We start from the raw sequence: 19,021 nt of genomic DNA, 5'->3' as shown, positions 1-19,021 counted from the left end.
CGGCTTACCCTCCGCCCGTGTTCAACGTCACGGGGATCCTCAAGCGGCTGGTGATCGGCCGGGCCATGCGCAGCGAAGAGCTGCACGACACGCTGCTGCCCAAGCGGCTCGCCCTGCCGATCTTCGCCTCGGACCCGCTGTCCTCGGTGGCGTACGCGACCCAGGAGATCCTGCTGGTCCTCACCCTGGGCGGCCTTGCCTACCTGCACTTCACCCCGTGGATCGCGGCCGCGGTCGTGGCGCTGCTGACGGTCGTGGTGCTGTCGTACCGCCAGGTGGTGCACGCCTACCCGAGCGGCGGCGGCTCCTACGAGGTGGTGTCGACGAACCTCGGCCCGACCGCCGGACTGGTCGTCGCCGCCTCGCTGCTCGTCGACTACGTCATGACGGTGGCCGTCTCGGTCGCCTCCGGCGTCGACAACATCATCTCCGCCGTCCCACGCCTCGCCGACCACCGCGTCCTGATGGCGATCGGCTTCGTGGCGGTCCTGACGGCGATGAACCTGCGGGGCGTCCGGGAGTCGGGACGCGCCTTCGCCGCACCGACGTACCTCTTCATCAGCGGTGTGCTCGTCATGGTGGTCACGGGCCTGATCCGCTATGCCCTCGGGGACGCGCCGGTCGCCGAGAGCGCCGGGTACCGCGTCACGCCGGACCCTTCGGACGCGAACCTGACGGGTCTCGCCCTGCTGATGCTGGTGCTGCGCGCGTTCTCCTCCGGCTGTACGGCGCTGACCGGGGTGGAGGCCATCTCCAACGGCGTACCGGCCTTCCGCAAGCCCAAGTCGAGGAACGCGGCCGAGACACTGACCGCGATGGGCGCCCTCGCGATCGTCATGTTCGTGGGCGTCACCGCGCTGGCGCTGATCACCAGGGTGCACATCACGGACGACGCGTGCCGGCTGACGGGACTCCCCGGAGACTGCGGCTCGTACACCCAGCGCACGGTCATCGCGCAGATCGCGGCGGCGGTCTTCGGCGGCGAGCACAGCATCGGCTTCTATGTCATCCAGGCAGCGACCGCGCTCGTTCTGATCCTGGCGGCGAACACGGCCTTCAACGGCTTCCCCCTGCTCTCGTCCATCCTGGCCCAACACCGTTACCTCCCGCACCAGTTGCACAACCGGGGCGACCGGCTCGCCTTCTCCAACGGCATCCTGGCGCTGGCGATCGTCGCGGCTCTGCTGCTGTGGGGCTTCAGGGCGAACGTCACCAGCCTCATCCACCTCTACATCCTGGGCGTGTTCACCGCCTTCACGCTCTCCCAGCTGGGCATGGTCCGGCACTGGAACAGAGAGCTGCGCACGGAACGCGACCCGGCGCCGCGGCGCCGCCACCACACGGCCCGCGTGATCAACGCGGTCGGCTCGGTCGTCACCGGCCTGGTCCTGGTGATCGTGCTGGCCACCAAGTTCACGGAGGGCGCGTGGCTCGCCGTACTCGCGGCGATCGTGCTGTGGGTGATGATGCGCGGCATCCGGCGCCACTACGACGCCACCTCCGCGGAGCTGGCGGTGACCGACCCGAAAATCGAACTCACCCGTCCGTCGAGGGTGTTGGGGATCGTACTGGTCTCCACCCTGCACAAGCCGACCCTCCGCGCCCTCGCCTACGCGCGCGCCTTCCGCCCCGACCGGCTGGAGGCCCTGACGGTCTCCGTCGACCGTGACGAGGCGGCGGCGCTGCTCAGGCGCTGGGAGGAGTACGGCATCGAGGTCCCGCTGAAGATCATCGACTCGCCGTACCGCGAGGTGACCCGGCCGGTCGTGGAGTACGTCCGCTCGATCCGCCGCGAGAGCCCGCGGGACATCGTCGCCGTCTTCATCCCCGAGTACGTCGTCGGACACTGGTGGGAGAACCTTCTGCACAACCAGTCGGCGCTGTGGCTGAAGAACCGGCTCCTGTTCACCCCGGGGGTCATGGTCACGAGCGTGCCGTGGCAGCTGACGTCCTCGGCCCATGCCGACCGGCCCACGGCCAGGGCGCCGGGGTCCTTCCGGCGGGGGGAACCGCAGGGGCCGGCGCCCCGGGCGGGCACCCGGCAGCGGTAACGCGCCCACGGCGGAACCCGGTTCAGCGGAACTCGGCGAGCCTCGGCCGCAGCCCCAGCAGGATCAGCACACCCGCGCCGAGCAGCAGACCGCACGTCCACGGGAGCAGTCCGGTCGCCTCGAAGCGGCCCGCGCGGACCGCCGCCGTGAAGTGCCGCCGGTTGATGTCCGTCACCTGGTCCAGCGCCGTCATCCAGGCCCCGAAGTGGGCGTTGGACGTGCCCCGCTCCCACCCCATGCAGAACGCGACGGCCTCGCGCTCCTTGCCCTGCGCGACCAGGGCCCGGATCCTCCGGTCGTCGCGCTGGTAGACGGCGTACGCGTCCACCGTCCGCTCCGCCGCGGCCCGTTCGCCGGGGAAGGTGAGGTTGGCGAGCTCGCGCGCGAACTCGCCGCCGAATTCGAGGGTGTGGTGGTCGGCGCGGTACTCCTTCCAGGTCGTGGCGAGCCCGAAGTCGTACGAGTCGAGGGTCGCGCCCTTCGTCCCGTACAGCTGCTGCGACTTGGCGAGGAACGCCTGCGCGTACTGCTCGCGGCGCTCGGGGTCCAGCAGGTAGCGGCTCTCGTCGGCGTTCGCGTCGTAGGCGATCGCGCGGGCGCGGGAGAGGGCGACCACGGAGTCGAAGGCGTCACGGCGGGCGCCGTACAGCCGGTCGGCGGAGGCGGCGAGCGCCTGGCCGCCGAGGAGCACGGCGAGCAGCGCGCAGGCGGTGGCGGCCAGCACGCCGGGGTTGACGATCCGGTGGAAGCGGCGGGCCAGGTACCACTGGAGGACGCCGAGGGCGGCGAGCAGCAGCGCGCCGAGCGCGAGGACGGCGGCGAGCTGGGCCGAGAGGACCGAACGGGCCTGGTCGTACTGCCCGTTGAAGGCACTGTCGTTGGAGTCCACCAGCTTCCTCGCGCTCGGCAGAAGCTGGGCCTGGAGGAGATCGGTGGCCTCGCGGTAGTCGACGAGCGCGGCCGGTCTTCCGCCTGCTCGGTCGTCGTTCTCCAGCGCGCGGCCGATCAGCTCCTGGTACTCGGCGAAGTCGTCGGTGAGCGACTCGACGGTGTGCTCGTCGGCGGCGTCGCCCTGGGCGGCGACGGCGAGGGCGCGCAGGTCGTGGCCGATCGCGCGGCGCGCGTCCCCGTAGAAGCCGACCGCCTTCCCGTACGGCGTCGCCAGGCGCCCCTTGCCCCCGTCGCCGCCGGCCAGCAGGAGGTTGGCGGCCTGCGCGTCCATGTCGTTGAGGGCGAGGTTCAGGTCCGCGGCGCTGGTGGTGCGGGGTGCGTCGCGGCCCGCGACGGTGTCCCAGGTGCCGGTGGCGGCGAGTCCGGCCGACCCGAGCAGCAGGGCGAGGGCGACGGTCAGCAGGAGGGTGACGGTCCGCAGCAGCCGCAGTCTCGCGGGCAGGGTCGCCCAGAACCGGCGGTGCAGGGCGGTGGCGGCTCTTCGGTGTGCGAGGCGAAGAGGGCGCCGGGGACTTCGGGGGCGCCTGGGGCGCCGCGGGCGCCTCGGCCGCGACCCTCCGCGCCGTGGCCGAGGGGCGCGCCCACTCCCGGAGGGGGCGGTCGCCACGCGTGGTGGCGCTGCGACGGTCCCGCCTCGCGCCGCGGGACTGTGCGTGGTCCCGGCTCGCGCCGCGGGACTGTGCGTGGTACCGGCCGTGACAGCCACGAGCCCCTCCATCGGCACGCCACGGACGCTCGTCCGTGTCCCCCGTGCCGCGCCCAGTCTGCGGCCGCTTCCGGTCACGCACACCGGACCTTGATGGGCCCCTGATGTCGCCCCGGACGACTTTGACGCGGCCTTGACGCCGTCGGCCGACCACGTGTGCGAAAAGCACGGCATTCTCGTCGGCGGGGGCGGACGAGGGCGCCGGACCGGAGTGCCGGACCGGGGTGCCGGACCGGGGGTTGCCACCCCTGCGACCGCACCACCGTGCCCCGTTCACCGTAATGTCCACCCGCCCTGCCGTTTCCTCCCCCATTGCCCACAATCGGATCACAATGGGCACTACGCCGGGCAGCACGTCAGGAGCACCCCGATGGCCACCACCGACCACGCTCGTACCAGAGGTACGACGGGTACGAGCCGGCTGCGTGCGTGGATGCTCGAGGGACTGTCCGACATGGGCAAGACCCCGCAGGGCCCGCACGCCCTGCCGGAGCCCGTGCACCAGGGGCAGCGCTGGTGGCGGGTGATGTGCCTGACCGGCGTCGACTACTTCTCGACACTGGGCTACCAGCCCGGCATCGCGGCCCTGGCCGCCGGACTCCTCTCGCCCGTCGCGACCATCGTGCTCGTCATCGTCACCCTGGCGGGCGCACTGCCCGTCTACCGGCGGGTGGCCGAGGAGAGCCCGCGCGGCGAGGGCTCGATCGCAATGCTTGAGCGGCTGCTGTCGTTCTGGCAGGGCAAGCTGTTCGTGCTGACCCTGCTGGGCTTCGCCGCCACCGACTTCCTGATCACCATCACCCTGTCGGCGGCCGACGCCTCCACCCACCTGGTCGAGAACCCCCATCTCACCAGCACGCTGCACGACAAACAGATGCTGATCACGCTCATCCTGGTGGCGCTGCTCGGCGCGGTGTTCCTCAAGGGCTTCCTGGAGGCGATCGGCGTCGCCGTCGTCCTGGTGGGGATCTATCTCGCGCTCAACGCCGTGGTCGTGGTCGTGGGCCTGTGGCACGTGGCGACGGCCGAGCATGTGATCACCGACTGGACCAGCGCCCTGACCACCGAACACGGAAACGTTTTTGCCATGGTCGGGGTCGCCCTCCTGGTCTTCCCCAAACTGGCCCTCGGCCTCTCCGGCTTCGAGACCGGCGTGGCCGTCATGCCGCACGTCCAGGGCGACGCCACCGACACCGACGAGAAGCCGGCCGGCCGCATCCGGGACACCAAGAAGCTGCTGACCACCGCCGCCGTGATCATGAGCGTCTTCCTCATCCTCACCAGCTTCATCACCACGCTCCTCATCCCGGAGCAGGAGTTCAAGTCCGGCGGCCAGGCCAACGGCCGCGCCCTCGCCTATCTCGCGCACGAGTACCTCGGCGGCGCCTTCGGCACCATCTACGACGTGTCGACCATCGCCATCCTGTGGTTCGCGGGAGCCTCCGCCATGGCCGGACTGCTCAACCTGATGCCCCGCTATCTCCCCCGCTACGGCATGGCCCCGCACTGGGCACGCGCCGTCCGCCCCATGGTGATCGTCTTCATCCTGGTGGCGTTCCTGGTCACCTGGATCTTCGACGCGGACGTCGACGCGCAGGGCGGCGCCTACGCCACCGGTGTCCTCGTCCTCATCAGCTCCGCCGCGATCGCCGTGACCATCGCCGCGCGCAAGGCCGGCCAGCGCAACTGGACCATCGCCTTCGCCGTCATCTCCGCGGTCTTCCTCTACACGACCGTCGTGAACGTCATCGAACGCCCCGACGGCGTCAAGATCGGCGCCTGCTTCATCGCCGGCATCATCCTCGTCTCGCTGCTCTCCCGGCTGGCCCGCGCCTTCGAACTGCGGGTGACCAGCGTGAGCCTGGACGACATGGCGGAACGGTTCGTACGGGACATAGCCAGCCGCCGGATCCGGTTCATCGCCAACGAACCCGACAACCGCGACAAGGCCGAGTACCGCGAGAAGATCGAGCAGATCCGCGCCGACAACGACCTCCCGGCCCAGGAGGACTTCGTCTTCGTCGAGGTCACCGTCCTGGACCCCTCGGAGTTCGAGGCGGGCCTGACCGTACGCGGCGAGGTGCTCCACGGCCGCTACCGCGTCCTGACCCTGGAGTCCTCCTCCATCCCCAACGCCCTGGCCGCCCTGCTCCTGTACGTCCGCGACCGCACCAACTGCACCCCGCACATCTACTTCGAGTGGACCGAGGGCGACCCCTTCACCAACTTCCTGCGCTTCTTCCTCTTCGGCCAGGGCGAGGTCGCCCCCGTCACCCGGGAGGTCCTGCGCGAGGCCGAACCCGACCGCTCCCGCCGCCCACGCGTGCACGTCGGCTGAGCTCTGAGCCGAAAGTGCGGTACGCCACCCGCGGGTTTGCCGTGGCTGGTCGCGCAGTTCCCCGCGCCCCTTCAGGGCGCTGCCGAACCGCACCGGACTTCGCCCGTCAGTCCTCTTCCGTCGGGTAGTCCGCGCTCACCGTGAACCCGATGACCGCGCCTCCCCCCTCCCGCCGGAAGGCGAACGGCGCTCCGCCGTGGCCGGTGGCCACCTCGCGGACGATGGACAGACCGAGCCCGGAGCCGGGCAGGCTGCGGGCGTCGGCGGCGCGGTAGAAACGGTCGAAGACCCGGACGAGATCGCCCTCGACCACGCCCGGCCCCCGGTCGAGGACCTCGATCCTGACGCTGCCCGGAAGACCGCCGCCCACCCCGCCGCCGGGGCGCACCGGACCGGTGACCGCGATCTCGATCGGCGCCTTGCCCTCGCGGTCGAACTTGGCCGCGTTCTCCACCAGGTTGGATATCGCCCGCTGGAGCGCCGTGGGACGGCCGTCGACCGTCGTGTCACCGCCCACCCGGACGACGATGTCCCGCCCGGAACGACGCCGTGAGGCGATCGCCACGTCCTCGGCCAGATCGGCCAGGTCGATCCGCTGCACGGGTTCGGTGTCGGACCGCCCGGCCGCGAGCGCTACCAGCTCGTTGACGAGGTCGGTCAGCTCACGGGACTCCTGCGCCAGGTCGGCGACCAGCTCCTCGCGGGCGTCGGGCGGCAGCTCGTCGATGCGGCGCAGCATGGAGATGTTCGTACGCAGCGAGGTCAGCGGCGTACGGAGTTCATGGCCCGCGTCCTGGACCAGCCGGCGCTGGTCCTCCTCGGACTGGGCGAGCCGGCCGAGCATCCGGTCGAAGGAACGGCCGAGGCGGGCCACCTCGTCGTATCCGGCCACCGGCACCTGGATGCCGAGCCGTCCGGTGCGCGCCACGTCCTCCGCGGCCCCGGCCAGCCGCACCAGCCGCCGGGTGATGCGCCGGGCCAGCCACCAGCCGAACAGCCCCGACGCGATCACCACCGCCCCCACCAGCAGCACGGTCCGCTGCTGCAGCTCCCGCAGCAGATCCTCCGTGTCGCTGAACTGCTGGGCCACCTGCACCGCGCCCCGCCCGCCGCCGAGCGCGACGGTCGCCACCCGGTAGCGGTCGCCGGCGACGTCGACCTCCCCGTGCTCCACCCACTTGCCCGCGGTGGCGGACGCGGCTGTCCGCCGGTCGGTGGCGGTCACGGGCAGCGCGGGCCGCCCACGGTCGGATATCACCCCACCGCGCCCGAGCACCTGCACATCCGTACGGGCGGGCCGGATGATGTCGTCCAGGGGCCCGTCGTGATCGGGGTCGGACGACGAGAAATCACCCGGGTCCAACGCCGTCTCGCGCACCTGGACCCGCAGGTCCTGCACGACCCCGGAGAAGACGGTCTGCTGGTCCACCCGCACCAGCCGGGCGGCGGCGTCGTAACTCAGGAACCCGACGAGGACGGTGACCACGGCGGCCACGGCGGCGAAGGACAGGGTGAAGGTGGCCCGCAGGGAGGACACCCGCCGGGGGCGCAGCCCCGTGAGCCATCGGGGGGGCACTCAGTCCTCCCTCAGCACATACCCCACGCCCCGGACGGTGTGGATCAGCGCCGGCGCCCCCGGCTCGTCGAGCTTGCGCCGCAGATACCCGACGTACACGGCGAGGTTCTTGGAGCCGGGACCGAAGTCGTAGCCCCAGATGCGGTCGTAGATCGTGGCGTGGTCGAGGACGATGCCCGCGTTGCGGACGAGCAGTTCGAGCAGCTCGAACTCGGTGCGGGTGAGCTCCAGCTCGCGCTGCCCGCGCCAGGCGCGGCGCGCCTGGATGTCCATGCGCAGTCCGGCCGCGGAGATCTGCCCCGGCGACTCCTTCGACGCCGACGCGGACGCGGACGGCGACGCCGCCGGTACGTCGGCGGGGGTGCCGTTCACCGGACCGGTCCGGCGGAGCAGGGCCCGCAGCCGGGCGAAGACCTCCTCCACGTCGAACGGCTTGACCACGTAGTCGTCGGCCCCGGCGTCCAGGCCCGCGATGCGGTCGGCCGTCTCGACCAGTGCGGTGAGCATCAGGATCGGCGTACGGTCCCCCTCCGCGCGCAGCACCCGGCACACCTGCAACCCGTCGATCCCGGGCATCATCACGTCCAGGACGAGAACGTCCGGTGGCGTGCGGTGGGCCTGGGCCAGCGCCTCTACGCCGTCGGCGACGGCCGTCACCGCGTAGCCCTCCAGCGTCAGTGCCCTTTCCAGGGCATGGCGGATGGCACGGTCGTCCTCGGCGAGCAGCACATTCTGGGGCACCCCACCAGTCTGCCAAGCCCCTGGCCGGGTACCACCTGGTGGGCGGTGGTGAGGGTGGGCTTCTTACCGGCCTCTCACCCCTCGTCCCGCGAGCCCCTTACCTCGCCCGGCGAGTCTGTCCCGTATGTCAGGACGGGCCGACCCGCGAATCCCCCGGTAGGGGTCCGGCCGGTGCGCAGGGGGTGGGCCGGAAGCGCACGACGGTGGCGGCCCACCCCCTCTTCCGGCCTTCTCCCGCTATGGCCGCAGCGCGGCGAGCTGCTGCTCGAAGGGGATGACGGTGAACCTGTCGGCCGAGACGCGGGCCCCGTCGAGCGGGCGCGGCGCGATGGCGGCGGCGGTGTCGGTGTCCACGGCCACCGACGCGTCCGCCGCATCGGCCACATCGTCCCCTCGCACAGCCCCCATGCCTTCCATGAGTCTGCCCAGTTCTCCCGCCGCGCGGTCGATCCGCTCGGCCAGGCCTTCCGCACCCCAGTCCTCCGAGGCCGCGTAGACCGCGGTCGGTACGACCACGGCACGCAGGTAGGCGAAGAGGGGGCGCAGGGCGTGTTCGAGGACGAGGGAGTGGCGGGCGGAGCCGCCGGTCGCGGCGATCAGGACCGGCTTGCCGCTGAGCGCGTCCGGGTCCAGTACGTCGAAGAACGACTTGAACAGGCCGCTGTAGGAGGCGGAGAACACCGGTGTGACCACGATCAGCCCGTCCGCCTCCGTCACCGCCTCCAGGGCCGCGGACAGGGCCCGCCCTGGAAAGCCGCTGGTGAAGTTGTGGGCGATGTCCACGGCCAGGTCGCGCAGTTCGACGACCTCGACGTCGACGGACGCGTGCCGGGCGGTGGCGGCGGCCAGCCGGTCGGCCAGCAGCCGGGTCGACGACGGAACGCTCAGCCCCGCCGAGACGACGACGAGCTTCATGCGACGCTCACCTCCTGAGCCTCGAGCAGGGACTGGTGGGTCGGCGCGTCCGGCACATCCGCCGGGCGCCCCTTGGCGAACTCCTCGCGCAGCACCGGCACGACCTCCTCGCCGAGCAGGTCGAGCTGCTCAAGGACCGTCTTCAGCGGCAGTCCGGCGTGGTCCACCAGGAACAGCTGGCGCTGATAGTCACCGGCGTACTCGCGGAAGGCCAGGGTCTTCTCGATGACCTCCTGCGGGGAGCCGACGGTCAGCGGGGTCTGGTCGGTGAACTCCTCCAGGGAGGGACCGTGCCCGTAGACCGGCGCGTTGTCGAAGTAGGGCCGGAACTCGCGCACGGCGTCCTGCGAGTTCTTCCGCATGAACACCTGCCCGCCGAGACCGACGATCGCCTGCTCGGGCGTGCCGTGCCCGTAGTGCGCGTACCGCTCCCGGTACAGCTCGACCATCCGCTTGGTGTGGTCGGCCGGCCAGAAGATGTTGTTGTGGAAGAACCCGTCACCGTAGTACGCGGCCTGCTCGGCTATCTCCGGCGACCGGATCGAGCCGTGCCACACGAACGGGGGCACCCCGTCCAGCGGACGCGGCGTCGAGGTGAACGACTGCAGCGGCGTGCGGAACTTGCCCTCCCACGTCACCACGTCCTCCCGCCACAGCCGGCGCAGCAGCGCGTAGTTCTCCACCGCCAGGTTGATGCCCTGGCGGATGTCCTGCCCGAACCAGGGATAGACCGGCCCGGTGTTCCCCCGCCCCATCATCAGATCCACCCGCCCGTCGGCCAGGTGCTGCAGCATCGCGAAGTCCTCCGCGATCTTCACCGGGTCGTTGGTGGTGATCAGCGTGGTCGACGTCGACAGGATCAGCCGCTCGGTCCGCGCCGCGACATAACCGAGCATCGTGGTCGGCGACGACGGCACGAACGGCGGGTTGTGGTGCTCACCCGTCGCGAACACGTCCAGGCCCACCTCCTCCGCCTTCTGCGCGATCGCGACCATGGCCTTGATCCTCTCGGCCTCGGTCGGCGTACGGCCGGTCGTCGGGTCCGGTGTGACATCGCCGACGCTGAAGATCCCGAACTGCATGGTCGCTCATCCTCCAGGTTGTTTACGATTCAACTATACCCTCCAACGATCCACCCCACCTCGCTATTCCGAACCCTTTCGCTCCCGGCTGTCAGTGCCCCGCCCTACGATCCCGTCATGGCCGCCCCACGCCGTGACACCCGAGGCATCGTCGACGCTGCGGAGCTCTTCGCGCGCGTCCACTTCCGCCGCCGCGAACCGGCCGAGCCGCTCCGCCCCTACCTGGAGCACTACTGGCTGATCGACTGGGACCTGCCCGAGCCGTACGCCTCCCACGTGGTCCCGCACCCGTCCGCGAACGTCGTCTTCCAGAGGTACACGGGTCAGGACCCTCTCGGCTTCGGCGAGGTGGCCGGCATCGGCCTCGGCCTGTTCACACAGAAACTGGAGGGCCGGGGACGGGTGTGCGGGATCCAGTTCCGCCCGGGAGGCTTCCGTCCCTTCGCGCCGGGACGGGCCCTGACGTCACTCACGGGCGAGCGAATCCCACTCCACACGGTGTTTCCCACGGTGGGCGCCGCCACGGTCCCCTCCGTCCTCGACCCCGCCGACGAGGACGCACGCGTGGCCGCGCTCGACGCGTTCCTCCTGGACCTCGGTCCCCGCGACGATCCCCAGGCCGACCTCGCCATGGCCCTGGTGGACCGCATCCGGCGCGACCGCGCCATCCGGCACGTCGGCGACTTCGCACGCGCGGAAGGGATGACCGTACGGGCCCTGCAACGCCTCTTCGCCGCGTACGTCGGCGTCGGCCCGAAGTGGATCATCCTGCGCTACCGGATCCACGAGGCCCTGTCCCGCGCGGAGGCCTCCGGCCCGGTCGACTGGGCCGCCCTCGCCGCCGACCTCGGCTACGCCGACCAGGCCCACCTCGTCCGCGACTTCACAGCGACGGTAGGAGTGCCCCCCACCACCTACGCACCCACCCCCCACTGACCCAATCCATTCGACTGCGGCCCAGCGGGACCCGACCCCACAATCCCCAGGGCGGGCCTTCGCCCCCCATACCCCGCTCACCCGATCCGTCTGACTGCGGCCCGGCGGGGGCTCGGCACGCAGCTCCCCGCACCCCCAGGGCGAGGCTGCGCCCCGCCCACCCGGTCAGTTCGGCTGCGGGCGTGCGGTTCCCTCTGCTGATCGTCGGCCTCGGCATGGGCACGTGCTTCGGTTCGCTGTACGACGTGACCGTCGGCGACATCGCCCCCGCCGAGGCGGGCAGCGCCGGCGGCTCGCTCGGCGCGGTCCAGCAGCTCGCCAACGCGCTCGGAGCCGCCGCCGTCACCAGCGTCTACTTCAGGACCGGCGGCGGTGAGGCCCACGCCACCGCCGTGAGCCTCACCGTGGTCGCCGCGGTCACCCTCCTGTGCGTCCCCCTCGTACGCCTACTGCCGCTCAAGGCACAGGAAGACCAGCACTGAGAACCCATTGAGAACCCACGAGGCCCCCCGAGAACCCAGGACCCCCGAGAGCTCCCGAGAACTCCCGAGGACTCCCGGGAACGCCTGAGCACCCCGCCGGCTCAAGGGATCAGGACCAGCCGCCCCCGCAGCCCGCCCTCGGCGAGCCGCGCGTGCGCCTTCCCCGCCTCCTCCAGCCCGTACGTGTCGGCGACCCGGGTCGTGAGCACCCTCTCGTCGACGAGCGCCACCAGTTCCGCGAGGCGCGCCCCATCGGCGCTCACCTCCACCGAGTCCGTCCGCACCCCCCGCACGGACGCCGGATGCGCCCCCGGGATGACGCCCACGAACACCCCGCCGTCCCGCACCCACTCCAACGCCGCCGCGCCGAGAATCGCCGCGTCCAGCACCCCGTCCACCCCGTCCACGCCGTCCACGCCGCCCGGCGCGAAGTGAGCCGCCCCCAACGACCGTACGAACTCCTCGTCCCTCTCGCGGGCCACCCCCGTCACCACGAGACCCCGGCGGGCGGCGAGTTGGACGGCGTACCCGCCGACCGCCCCCGCCGCACCCGTCACCGCCAGGCTCTGCCCGGGCTCCAGGGCCAGCAGGTCCAGGGCCTGAGCCGCGGTGAGGGCGTTGAGGGGCAGGGTGGCCGCGTGGACGGGGTCCACCGAGCTCGGCGCCCCGGCCACCGCGTCCGCGTCCACGACCACGTAGTCGGCGTGCGCGCCAAGGGACTTGACCGGCCCGTACGACAGCGCCACCACCTCGTCGCCGACCCTCCACCCCGCATCCGCGCCCGCCGCGTCCACCGTCCCGGCCACGTCCCAGCCCAGTCCGAGCTGCCGCCCCGCGCCCCCGAAGCCGCCCGCGCGCACCCCGGCGTCCACCGGATTGAGCGCGGCGGCCGCGACCTTGATCCGTATCTGCCGGGCCCCCGGCTCCGGCACCTCGACCTCCGCGATCTCCACCGCTTCCGGTCCGCCGAACTCCGTCACGACCACTGCCCGCATGTCAACTCTCCCTGTTTTCCCGCACTTACCGTTGATTCGCCCGGGTTTCTCTCCCGTTGCAACAACCTTAGGAAGAGTTACTCTCTTCTGGTAAGTAGGCACCTGAAGGTGCGTACGTCACCCGGAGGTGAGCCATGGCGACCGCGACCGCGGCACAGCGGCGCGCGCAGGCGCGGATCGAGTACGACGCGTTCATCCGCAGCTGCCCCACCAACCAGCTCCTCGACCGCATCAGCGACAAGTGGGTCAGCCTGGTCGTCAGCGCGCTCGCCCAGGCGGACGGGGCCTCGATGCGCTACAGCGACCTGGGCCGCAAGCTCGCGGGGATCAGCCCCAAGATGCTGACGCAGACGCTGCGTTCACTGGAGCGCGACGGCATCCTGATCCGCACGGTGACCCCGTCCGTGCCCGTCCGCGTCGACTACGAACTGACCCCCCTCGGCGCCAGCCTCGCCGGACTGCTCTCCGCCGTGAAGGACTGGGCGGAACTGCACATCGAGGAGGTCAATGAGGCGCGGGAGCGTTACGACGACGACGGCGCCTCGCCCGAAGGCTCCGGACGATCCGCGTCGGCCTCCTGAAGGCCGGTCGACGGCGTCCCGCTGCCGTACGACATAGCCCGCCTTCTCCAGCCGGTCCACCAGCCGCGTCGCCGAACCGGTCGTCAGACCGGTCAGCTCCGCGATCCGGCCGGTCGTCACCGGCCCGCCCTCCAGACTGAGCAGGTTCACGCACTGCATGTCCGTGGGGTGCAGCTTCAGACGGTCGGCGAGGGCCTGGTTGAAGAGCGCGTACGAGGCCATGTAGCGGCGCGAGACGGTGGACGGCGAACCCACCTGGGGGACCGGACGGGTCTTGGGGTACGGGGAACCGGGGTCCTAGAACACGTACGAGTCCCCGGTGTCCAGCGCCAGCACCCGCTGCTCGTCGTTGGCGTGATTGCGGTCGACCGCACCGCCGCCCCACACCGTGTCGATCTCCAGCGTCACCTCCGACGGCTCCCCCCGCAGCCGTACCTTCAGCCGGATCTCGTCCCCCAGCCCGTCCGCCGCCAGCGGCCCCGTACGGCACACCACCACCCGTTCGCCCGAACGCGCGCAGTCGCCCGGCAGCCGCTGCGCATCCGCCAGCGGGGCCGCCCAGCGCAGCCGGACCGTCGCGTCCTCGACGGTGCTCGGGCCGAGGTTCCGCGGGGTCAGCCGCACGTCGACAAGCCCGGCCGCCATGGTCACCGAGCCGTGATAGGCGAGATCGGCCTCCGGAGCGAGGGCGCCGACGGACGACGCCCCGCCCAGCGTCAGGGCCGCCCCCGCACCCACCACACCCATGCCCCGCACCCACGCACCGATCCCCGTCCCCCATCGCCTCCGCAGCCTCATCCGCATCTCCATCATCCGCATGACGTCGCTTCCTCCGCTCGGGGCCCGCACGCACACACGCTCACGTGATCACCCGATGTATGCCACCCCTGACCGCCGACAGGCGCCGTCCATCAGGTGACTGAAGCGGCGGGTGCGGCCCGTGCGAAAGTGACGGCATGCTGATCGTCCGCTCCGCCGCCCTCTTCGTCATCGCCGCGCTCTTCGAGATCGGCGGCGCCTGGCTGGTCTGGCAAGGCGTGCGCGAGCACCGCGGCTGGCTCTGGATCGGCGCGGGCGTCATGGCGCTCGGCGTCTACGGCTTCGTGGCGACACTCCAGCCGGACGCCGAGTTCGGCCGCATCCTCGCCGCGTACGGCGGAGTGTTCGTGGCCGGCTCCCTCGTCTGGGGCATGGTCGCGGACGGCTACCGCCCCGACCGCTGGGACGTGACCGGCGCCCTCATCTGCCTCGCCGGAATGGCCGTGATCATGTACGCGCCGCGCGGCGCCAACTGAGCCCGCGGCCCCGTGGGAGCCGACCGCCTGCCTATCCTGACGAGGAACGACCACACCACGTACGCCAGATAGTCACGCACTAGGAGCAGCCCATGACGTCCGCCGTGCCCTCCGCTTCCTCCCGCATCGCCGTCGTCACCGGCGCGAGCAGCGGTATCGGCGCGGCGACGGCCCGGCAGCTCGCCGCGGCCGGCTACCGCGTCGTGCTGACCGCCCGCCGCAAGGACCGCATCGAAGCGCTGGCCGAGGAGATCAACGCGACGGGCCACCAGGCGACCGCGTACGCGCTGGACGTCACGGACCGCGCGGCGGTCGACGAGTTCGCCGGCGCGTTCAAGACGATCGGCGTCCTGGTCAACAACGCGGGCGGCGCGCTGGGCGCCGACCCGGTCGCGACCGGTGACCCGGCCGAGTGGCGCCAGATGTACGAGACGAACGTCATCGGCACGCTGAACGTCACCCAGGCCCTGCTCCCGGCCCTCACCGCGAGCGGCGACGGCACGGTCGTCGTGCTGTCGTCGACGGCGGGGCACGGCACGTACGAGGGCGGCGGCGGCTATGTCGCCGCCAAGCACGCCGAACACGTCCTCGCCGAGACCCTCCGCCTGGAGATCGTCGGAACGCCGGTCCGGGTCATCGAGATCGCGCCCGGCATGGTCAAGACGGACGAGTTCGCGCTGACCCGCTTCGGCGGCGACACGGACAAGGCGGCCAAGGTCTACGCGGGCGTGGCCGAGCCGCTGACCGCCGACGACGTCGCCGACACCATCACCTGGGCCGTCACCCGCCCCAGCCACGTCAACATCGACCTCCTCGTCGTACGCCCCCGCGCCCAGGCGTCGAACACCAAGGTCCACCGGGAACTTTGATGCCGGACGGGATGCCGTACGGGATGCCGAACGAGGCGTCGGGCGAAAGACCGGGCGAAACGCCGGTCGCGTCCTCCGCGGAACGCCACCACCTGGCCGCGGAGAGAAAGAACCATCGCTACGTCTGGTGGTACCTCGCGTACTTCCTCTTCGGCATCCACATCGTGGCCTTCGTCATGATCTACGCGATATCCCACGCGAAGTGATCGCGGCGGCCGTACGTCCGCCGTACGCTGCCGCGGTGTGAACGGACACGATGCGAACAGACACATACCCTTCGCTCGTCTGCGCAACTTTCGCGACCTGGGCGGATACACCACCGCGGACGGCCGTACGGTCCGCAGCTCCCGCCTGTACCGCGCGGACTCACTCGGCGAACTGACCCCCGGGACGCAGGACTGGGATCCTCTCCCTCGGCATCCGCACGGTCGTGGACCTCCGCTACCCGTGGGAGATCGACGCGAAGGGCCGCGTCCCCGAGCACCCCTCCCTCGCGTACCACAACCAGAGCATCGAGCACCGCCCGTACGACCAGGCCGCACTGCCCCCTTCCGTCGCCCCCGGCCCCTACCTGGCGGCCCGCTACGCGGAGGTCGCCGAGGACGGCACGAAGGAAATCCGCGAGACACTGCAACTGATCGGGGCAGCGGCCGAATCGGACACCCCCCTGGTCTTCCACTGCGCCTCGGGCAAGGACCGCACGGGCCTGGTGGCGGCGCTGGTCCTGTCCCTCCTGGGCGTCCCCGAGCAGACGATCACCGACGACTTCACCCTCACGGAACGCGCCACGCCTCTCCTGGTGGCGGACTGGCGCGCGAGCAACCCCGACCGCGAACTCATGTGGCCGGCGTACGGCACGGCCCCCGCCGAGATCATGACCGGATTTCTGTCGGACCTGAAGTCCCGCTACGGGTCGGTCGAGTCCTACGTCACCGAGACCCTGGGCCTGCCTCCCACCTTCGCCTCGGCCCTCCGCACCCACCTCCTCGAACCCCCCTCCACTGGGCGCGTGGGTCCGGCCGGCGAACATGCGGGTCGCACCTGACCGTCGCCGCTGGATGGCTTGGGAGGACCGCGTGCTGCTGCAACTGAACAACGATGCCGCGGCAGCCAAGGAACTCGGCCGAACCCCAAAGAGCTGCTACGTCCGCCGCTGGCGCCTGCGAACCGGCAAGGTACCCCCGCCTACCGCCAATGACCAGCCGATTGAGGCCCCCGGTTCCCGGCCCGGGGGCCTCGCGCGTCAACCCTTCACACAGATGAACTGCTTCAGCTTGGCCACGACCTCGACGAGATCGCGCTGCTGCTCCATCACCTGCTCGATGTTCTTGTACGCCCCCGGAATCTCATCCACGATGCCCGAGTCCTTACGGCACTCCACACCCCTCGTCTGCTCTTCCAGATCCTTTGTCGTGAAGCGACGCTTGGCCGCGTTGCGGCTCATGCGCCGACCCGCACCGTGCGACGCCGAGTTGAAGGCCTTTTCGTTGCCGAGTCCCTTCACGATGTACGAGCTGGTGCCCATCGAGCCCGGAATGATCCCGTACTCGCCGGAGCCCGCACGGATCGCGCCCTTGCGGGTGACCAGCAGGTCCACGCCCTCGTATCGCTCCTCCGCAACATAGTTGTGGTGACAGGAGATCTCCGGTTCGAAGGCCGGCTTCGCCTTCTTGAACTCCTTGCGGACCACGTCCTTCAGGAGCGCCATCATCAGGGTGCGGTTGTACTTCGCGTACTCCTGCGCCCAGTAGAGATCATTTCGATAGGCAGCCATCTGCGGAGTGTCAGAGACGAATACCGCAAGATCGCGGTCAACCAGGCCTTGGTTGTGCGGGAGTTTCTGAGCGACACCGATGTGATACTCAGCCAGTTCCTTGCCGATGTTGCGCGACCCGGAGTGCAGCATGAGCCACACAGACCCGTCCGAATCGGTACACAATTCGATCATATGATTTCCCGATCCAAGCGTGCCCATCTGCTTGGTCGCACGCTCCTCACGGAACTTGACCGCCTCCGCAACCCCGTCGAACCGCCCCCAGAAGTCATCCCACCCACTCGTCGCCAGCCCATGGAAGCCGCCCGGCTCCACCGGCGAGTCGTGCATCCCCCGCCCCACCGGAATCGCCTCCTCGATCTTCGACCGAAGCCGCGAAAGATCCCCCGGCAGATCATTGGCCGTGAGCGACGTCTTGACGGCAGACATCCCGCAGCCGATGTCGACCCCCACCGCCGCCGGACACACCGCGTCGCGCATGGCGATGACCGACCCGACCGTCGCGCCCTTGCCGTAGTGGACGTCCGGCATGACGGCGAGCCCCTTGATCCACGGGAGCGTGGCCACGTTCTGGAGCTGCCGCAGGGCCACGTCCTCGACCGACGCCGGGTCCGTCCACATGCGGATGGGCACCTTGGCGCCCGGTATCTCTACGTACGACATAACATCCTCATTCCCCCGATAAACGACAAAAGTCATAGAACGCAAAACCTGCGCCAAGGTCGACGTATGGGACAACGGACCGGCGTCCACGGCTGTGCGTGCGATACACATTGTCTGCAGGGGCCGCCCCCACGCGGCAACCGAATAACCAGCGACAATCACAGGACAGCACCACAGAGCATCCCGGCCGCAGGCCCAGGGAGCCGTCGAGAGGAGCCCGACCGTGCAGCGGAAGGCATACGTCCCCGGCATCGCCGCGCTCCTCGGGGCCCTGCTGGCCGGCTGCACCGGAGGTTCGGCAAGCAACGGCACGGCGAGCGACCCCAAGCCGGGCGACGTCAGCGTGAACACCCCGGCCGCCCAGCCGGGCAAGTACCGCACGCTCCCGGAGGCCTGCGCCGCGGTGAGCCACGACAGCCTCGACTCCCTGCTGCCCGGCATCAAACAGATCACCGACCAGGACCAGCGCGACAAGGCGTACGAGGGCCAGGCCACCCTCACCTACGACACCGACCGCCGCGTCGGCTGCGGCTGGAAGGTGGAGTCCACGGACGCCACCGACCATCTCAACGTCGACTTCGAGCGCGTGGTCTCCTACGACAACGCGGTGAGCGACGACTCCCGCGCCCAGGACATCTACGCGACCGAGGAGAGCGCGGCGAACCTCCCCGAGCCCTCCGCCTCGGCCACGCCGTCCGACACCGGCTCCGCCACCGCCACCCCCTCGGCGCCCGCCTCCTCGGCCACCTCCTCCGCCTCGGCCTCGGCCTCGGCCTCGGCCTCGGCCTCGGCCTCCGCCGGCGCGAGCGAGACCCCCGCCGACCTCCAGCCCCGCAAACTCAGCGGCCTGGGCGACGAGGCGTTCCTCAACGACAAGCTCAGCTCCACGTCTTCGACGGCCCAGCAGCGCACCGTGACTGTGGTGTTCCGCACGTCCAACGTGATCGTGAGGATCGAGTACGCCGAGCAGCCGACCGCTTCCACCGGCACCCCGGACAGCAAAGAAATGCAGGACACGGCCCGGAATCTGGCGCAGAAGCTCGTCGACCGGTTCAACGGCTAGCGG

Annotated in this window: 18 protein-coding genes and 2 pseudogenes; 11 read left to right on the top strand and 9 right to left on the bottom strand. The window is 70.7% G+C overall.

Annotated features, from left to right (window positions below; all coding sequences use genetic code 11):
• Positions 1 to 65: 65 nt before the first annotated feature.
• On the top strand, positions 66 to 2,051 hold the full coding sequence (locus tag ACIQTP_RS24050; protein WP_403403399.1) for an APC family permease: 1,986 nt from the start codon (positions 66 to 68) through the stop codon (positions 2,049 to 2,051).
• A 22-nt stretch (positions 2,052 to 2,073) separates the two neighbouring features.
• Here ACIQTP_RS24050 and ACIQTP_RS24045 read toward each other — a convergent pair whose 3' ends face one another.
• On the bottom strand, positions 2,074 to 3,609 hold the full coding sequence (locus ACIQTP_RS24045; protein WP_403402863.1) for a hypothetical protein: 1,536 nt from the start codon (positions 3,607 to 3,609) through the stop codon (positions 2,074 to 2,076).
• 469 nt (positions 3,610 to 4,078) lie between these two features.
• On the opposite strand from ACIQTP_RS24045, the gene ACIQTP_RS24040 reads away from it, so the two are divergent.
• Complete coding sequence (locus ACIQTP_RS24040) at positions 4,079 to 6,046, top strand: amino acid transporter (RefSeq protein ID WP_403402861.1); 1,968 nt, start codon at positions 4,079 to 4,081, stop codon at positions 6,044 to 6,046.
• 106 nt (positions 6,047 to 6,152) lie between these two features.
• Here ACIQTP_RS24040 and ACIQTP_RS24035 read toward each other — a convergent pair whose 3' ends face one another.
• From ACIQTP_RS24035 to ACIQTP_RS24020, 4 genes are all read right to left on the bottom strand, one after another.
• Positions 6,153 to 7,622 (bottom strand): ATP-binding protein, encoded by a 1,470-nt coding sequence (locus ACIQTP_RS24035; protein ID WP_403402858.1) that lies wholly within the window; start codon positions 7,620 to 7,622, stop codon positions 6,153 to 6,155.
• The gene (locus ACIQTP_RS24030; protein ID WP_403402855.1) at positions 7,623 to 8,363 is read right to left on the bottom strand and encodes a response regulator transcription factor; all 741 of its coding nucleotides are present in this window, start codon (positions 8,361 to 8,363) and stop codon (positions 7,623 to 7,625) included. It lies immediately after the preceding gene.
• A 237-nt stretch (positions 8,364 to 8,600) separates the two neighbouring features.
• Positions 8,601 to 9,278: an FMN reductase gene (locus ACIQTP_RS24025; protein WP_403402854.1), complete on the bottom strand. Its 678-nt coding sequence runs from the start codon at positions 9,276 to 9,278 to the stop codon at positions 8,601 to 8,603.
• Complete coding sequence (locus ACIQTP_RS24020) at positions 9,275 to 10,360, bottom strand: LLM class flavin-dependent oxidoreductase (protein ID WP_403402852.1); 1,086 nt, start codon at positions 10,358 to 10,360, stop codon at positions 9,275 to 9,277. The genes ACIQTP_RS24025 and ACIQTP_RS24020 overlap by 4 nt, the downstream gene beginning before the upstream one ends.
• A gap of 117 nt (positions 10,361 to 10,477) precedes the next feature.
• Here ACIQTP_RS24020 and ACIQTP_RS24015 point away from each other — a divergent pair, with 117 nt between their 5' ends.
• Both ACIQTP_RS24015 and ACIQTP_RS24010 read left to right on the top strand, forming a co-directional pair.
• Positions 10,478 to 11,296 carry a DUF6597 domain-containing transcriptional factor gene (locus tag ACIQTP_RS24015; RefSeq protein WP_403402850.1) on the top strand — a complete coding sequence of 273 codons (819 nt, stop codon included), beginning with the start codon at positions 10,478 to 10,480 and terminating at the stop codon, positions 11,294 to 11,296.
• A gap of 182 nt (positions 11,297 to 11,478) precedes the next feature.
• The gene (locus tag ACIQTP_RS24010) at positions 11,479 to 11,778 is read left to right on the top strand and encodes a hypothetical protein (RefSeq protein ID WP_403402847.1); all 300 of its coding nucleotides are present in this window, start codon (positions 11,479 to 11,481) and stop codon (positions 11,776 to 11,778) included.
• A gap of 101 nt (positions 11,779 to 11,879) precedes the next feature.
• Here ACIQTP_RS24010 and ACIQTP_RS24005 read toward each other — a convergent pair whose 3' ends face one another.
• Positions 11,880 to 12,773 carry an NADP-dependent oxidoreductase gene (locus ACIQTP_RS24005; protein WP_403402844.1) on the bottom strand — a complete coding sequence of 298 codons (894 nt, stop codon included), beginning with the start codon at positions 12,771 to 12,773 and terminating at the stop codon, positions 11,880 to 11,882.
• 134 nt (positions 12,774 to 12,907) lie between these two features.
• Here ACIQTP_RS24005 and ACIQTP_RS24000 point away from each other — a divergent pair, with 134 nt between their 5' ends.
• Complete coding sequence (locus ACIQTP_RS24000; protein ID WP_403402842.1) at positions 12,908 to 13,354, top strand: winged helix-turn-helix transcriptional regulator; 447 nt, start codon at positions 12,908 to 12,910, stop codon at positions 13,352 to 13,354.
• Positions 13,355 to 13,357: 3 nt separating this feature from the next.
• Here the strand turns inward: ACIQTP_RS24000 and ACIQTP_RS23995 are convergent.
• A pseudogene (locus ACIQTP_RS23995) lies at positions 13,358 to 13,576 on the bottom strand (MarR family winged helix-turn-helix transcriptional regulator); the annotation flags it as partial.
• A gap of 75 nt (positions 13,577 to 13,651) precedes the next feature.
• A complete protein-coding gene (locus ACIQTP_RS23990; RefSeq protein WP_402035968.1) occupies positions 13,652 to 14,167 on the bottom strand; it encodes a hypothetical protein in 516 nt (171 codons plus the stop codon).
• A gap of 143 nt (positions 14,168 to 14,310) precedes the next feature.
• Here ACIQTP_RS23990 and ACIQTP_RS23985 point away from each other — a divergent pair, with 143 nt between their 5' ends.
• From ACIQTP_RS23985 to ACIQTP_RS23965, 5 genes and pseudogenes are all read left to right on the top strand, one after another.
• Positions 14,311 to 14,649 carry a YnfA family protein gene (locus tag ACIQTP_RS23985; RefSeq protein WP_403402839.1) on the top strand — a complete coding sequence of 113 codons (339 nt, stop codon included), beginning with the start codon at positions 14,311 to 14,313 and terminating at the stop codon, positions 14,647 to 14,649.
• 92 nt (positions 14,650 to 14,741) lie between these two features.
• Complete coding sequence (locus tag ACIQTP_RS23980) at positions 14,742 to 15,518, top strand: SDR family NAD(P)-dependent oxidoreductase (protein WP_403402836.1); 777 nt, start codon at positions 14,742 to 14,744, stop codon at positions 15,516 to 15,518.
• Positions 15,519 to 15,541: 23 nt separating this feature from the next.
• Positions 15,542 to 15,724: a hypothetical protein gene (locus ACIQTP_RS23975; protein WP_403403396.1), complete on the top strand. Its 183-nt coding sequence runs from the start codon at positions 15,542 to 15,544 to the stop codon at positions 15,722 to 15,724.
• A 37-nt stretch (positions 15,725 to 15,761) separates the two neighbouring features.
• Positions 15,762 to 15,851 (top strand): annotated as a pseudogene (locus ACIQTP_RS23970) (protein-tyrosine-phosphatase); the annotation flags it as partial.
• 97 nt (positions 15,852 to 15,948) lie between these two features.
• Positions 15,949 to 16,563 carry a tyrosine-protein phosphatase gene (locus tag ACIQTP_RS23965; protein ID WP_403402833.1) on the top strand — a complete coding sequence of 205 codons (615 nt, stop codon included), beginning with the start codon at positions 15,949 to 15,951 and terminating at the stop codon, positions 16,561 to 16,563.
• A 198-nt stretch (positions 16,564 to 16,761) separates the two neighbouring features.
• Here ACIQTP_RS23965 and ACIQTP_RS23960 read toward each other — a convergent pair whose 3' ends face one another.
• Positions 16,762 to 17,955, bottom strand: a complete 1,194-nt coding sequence (locus ACIQTP_RS23960) for an RtcB family protein (RefSeq protein WP_403402830.1) — start codon at positions 17,953 to 17,955, stop codon at positions 16,762 to 16,764.
• A 223-nt stretch (positions 17,956 to 18,178) separates the two neighbouring features.
• Between ACIQTP_RS23960 and ACIQTP_RS23955 the strand changes: the two genes are divergently transcribed.
• Positions 18,179 to 19,018: a DUF3558 domain-containing protein gene (locus ACIQTP_RS23955; protein WP_403402827.1), complete on the top strand. Its 840-nt coding sequence runs from the start codon at positions 18,179 to 18,181 to the stop codon at positions 19,016 to 19,018.
• Positions 19,019 to 19,021 lie beyond the last annotated feature (3 nt).

Origin of the sequence: Streptomyces sp. NPDC090798 (genome assembly GCF_044768965.1) — a bacterium.
GTDB lineage: Bacteria > Actinomycetota > Actinomycetes > Streptomycetales > Streptomycetaceae > Streptomyces.
The sequence above is the reverse complement of the archived record's forward strand: the minus strand, read 5'-3'. Positions and strand labels throughout refer to the sequence as shown.

Coding starts and splice junctions, on each gene's coding strand:
- ACIQTP_RS24050 (WP_403403399.1), top strand. CDS start 66: ATGCGCAGCGAAGAGCTGCACGACACGCTGCTGCCCAAGCGGCTCGCC.
- ACIQTP_RS24040 (WP_403402861.1), top strand. CDS start 4,079: ATGGCCACCACCGACCACGCTCGTACCAGAGGTACGACGGGTACGAGC.
- ACIQTP_RS24025 (WP_403402854.1), bottom strand. CDS start 9,278: ATGAAGCTCGTCGTCGTCTCGGCGGGGCTGAGCGTTCCGTCGTCGACC.
- ACIQTP_RS24020 (WP_403402852.1), bottom strand. CDS start 10,360: ATGCAGTTCGGGATCTTCAGCGTCGGCGATGTCACACCGGACCCGACG.
- ACIQTP_RS24015 (WP_403402850.1), top strand. CDS start 10,478: ATGGCCGCCCCACGCCGTGACACCCGAGGCATCGTCGACGCTGCGGAG.
- ACIQTP_RS24005 (WP_403402844.1), bottom strand. CDS start 12,773: ATGCGGGCAGTGGTCGTGACGGAGTTCGGCGGACCGGAAGCGGTGGAG.
- ACIQTP_RS24000 (WP_403402842.1), top strand. CDS start 12,908: ATGGCGACCGCGACCGCGGCACAGCGGCGCGCGCAGGCGCGGATCGAG.
- ACIQTP_RS23990 (WP_402035968.1), bottom strand. CDS start 14,167: ATGATGGAGATGCGGATGAGGCTGCGGAGGCGATGGGGGACGGGGATC.
- ACIQTP_RS23985 (WP_403402839.1), top strand. CDS start 14,311: ATGCTGATCGTCCGCTCCGCCGCCCTCTTCGTCATCGCCGCGCTCTTC.
- ACIQTP_RS23980 (WP_403402836.1), top strand. CDS start 14,742: ATGACGTCCGCCGTGCCCTCCGCTTCCTCCCGCATCGCCGTCGTCACC.
- ACIQTP_RS23975 (WP_403403396.1), top strand. CDS start 15,542: ATGCCGAACGAGGCGTCGGGCGAAAGACCGGGCGAAACGCCGGTCGCG.
- ACIQTP_RS23960 (WP_403402830.1), bottom strand. CDS start 17,955: ATGTCGTACGTAGAGATACCGGGCGCCAAGGTGCCCATCCGCATGTGG.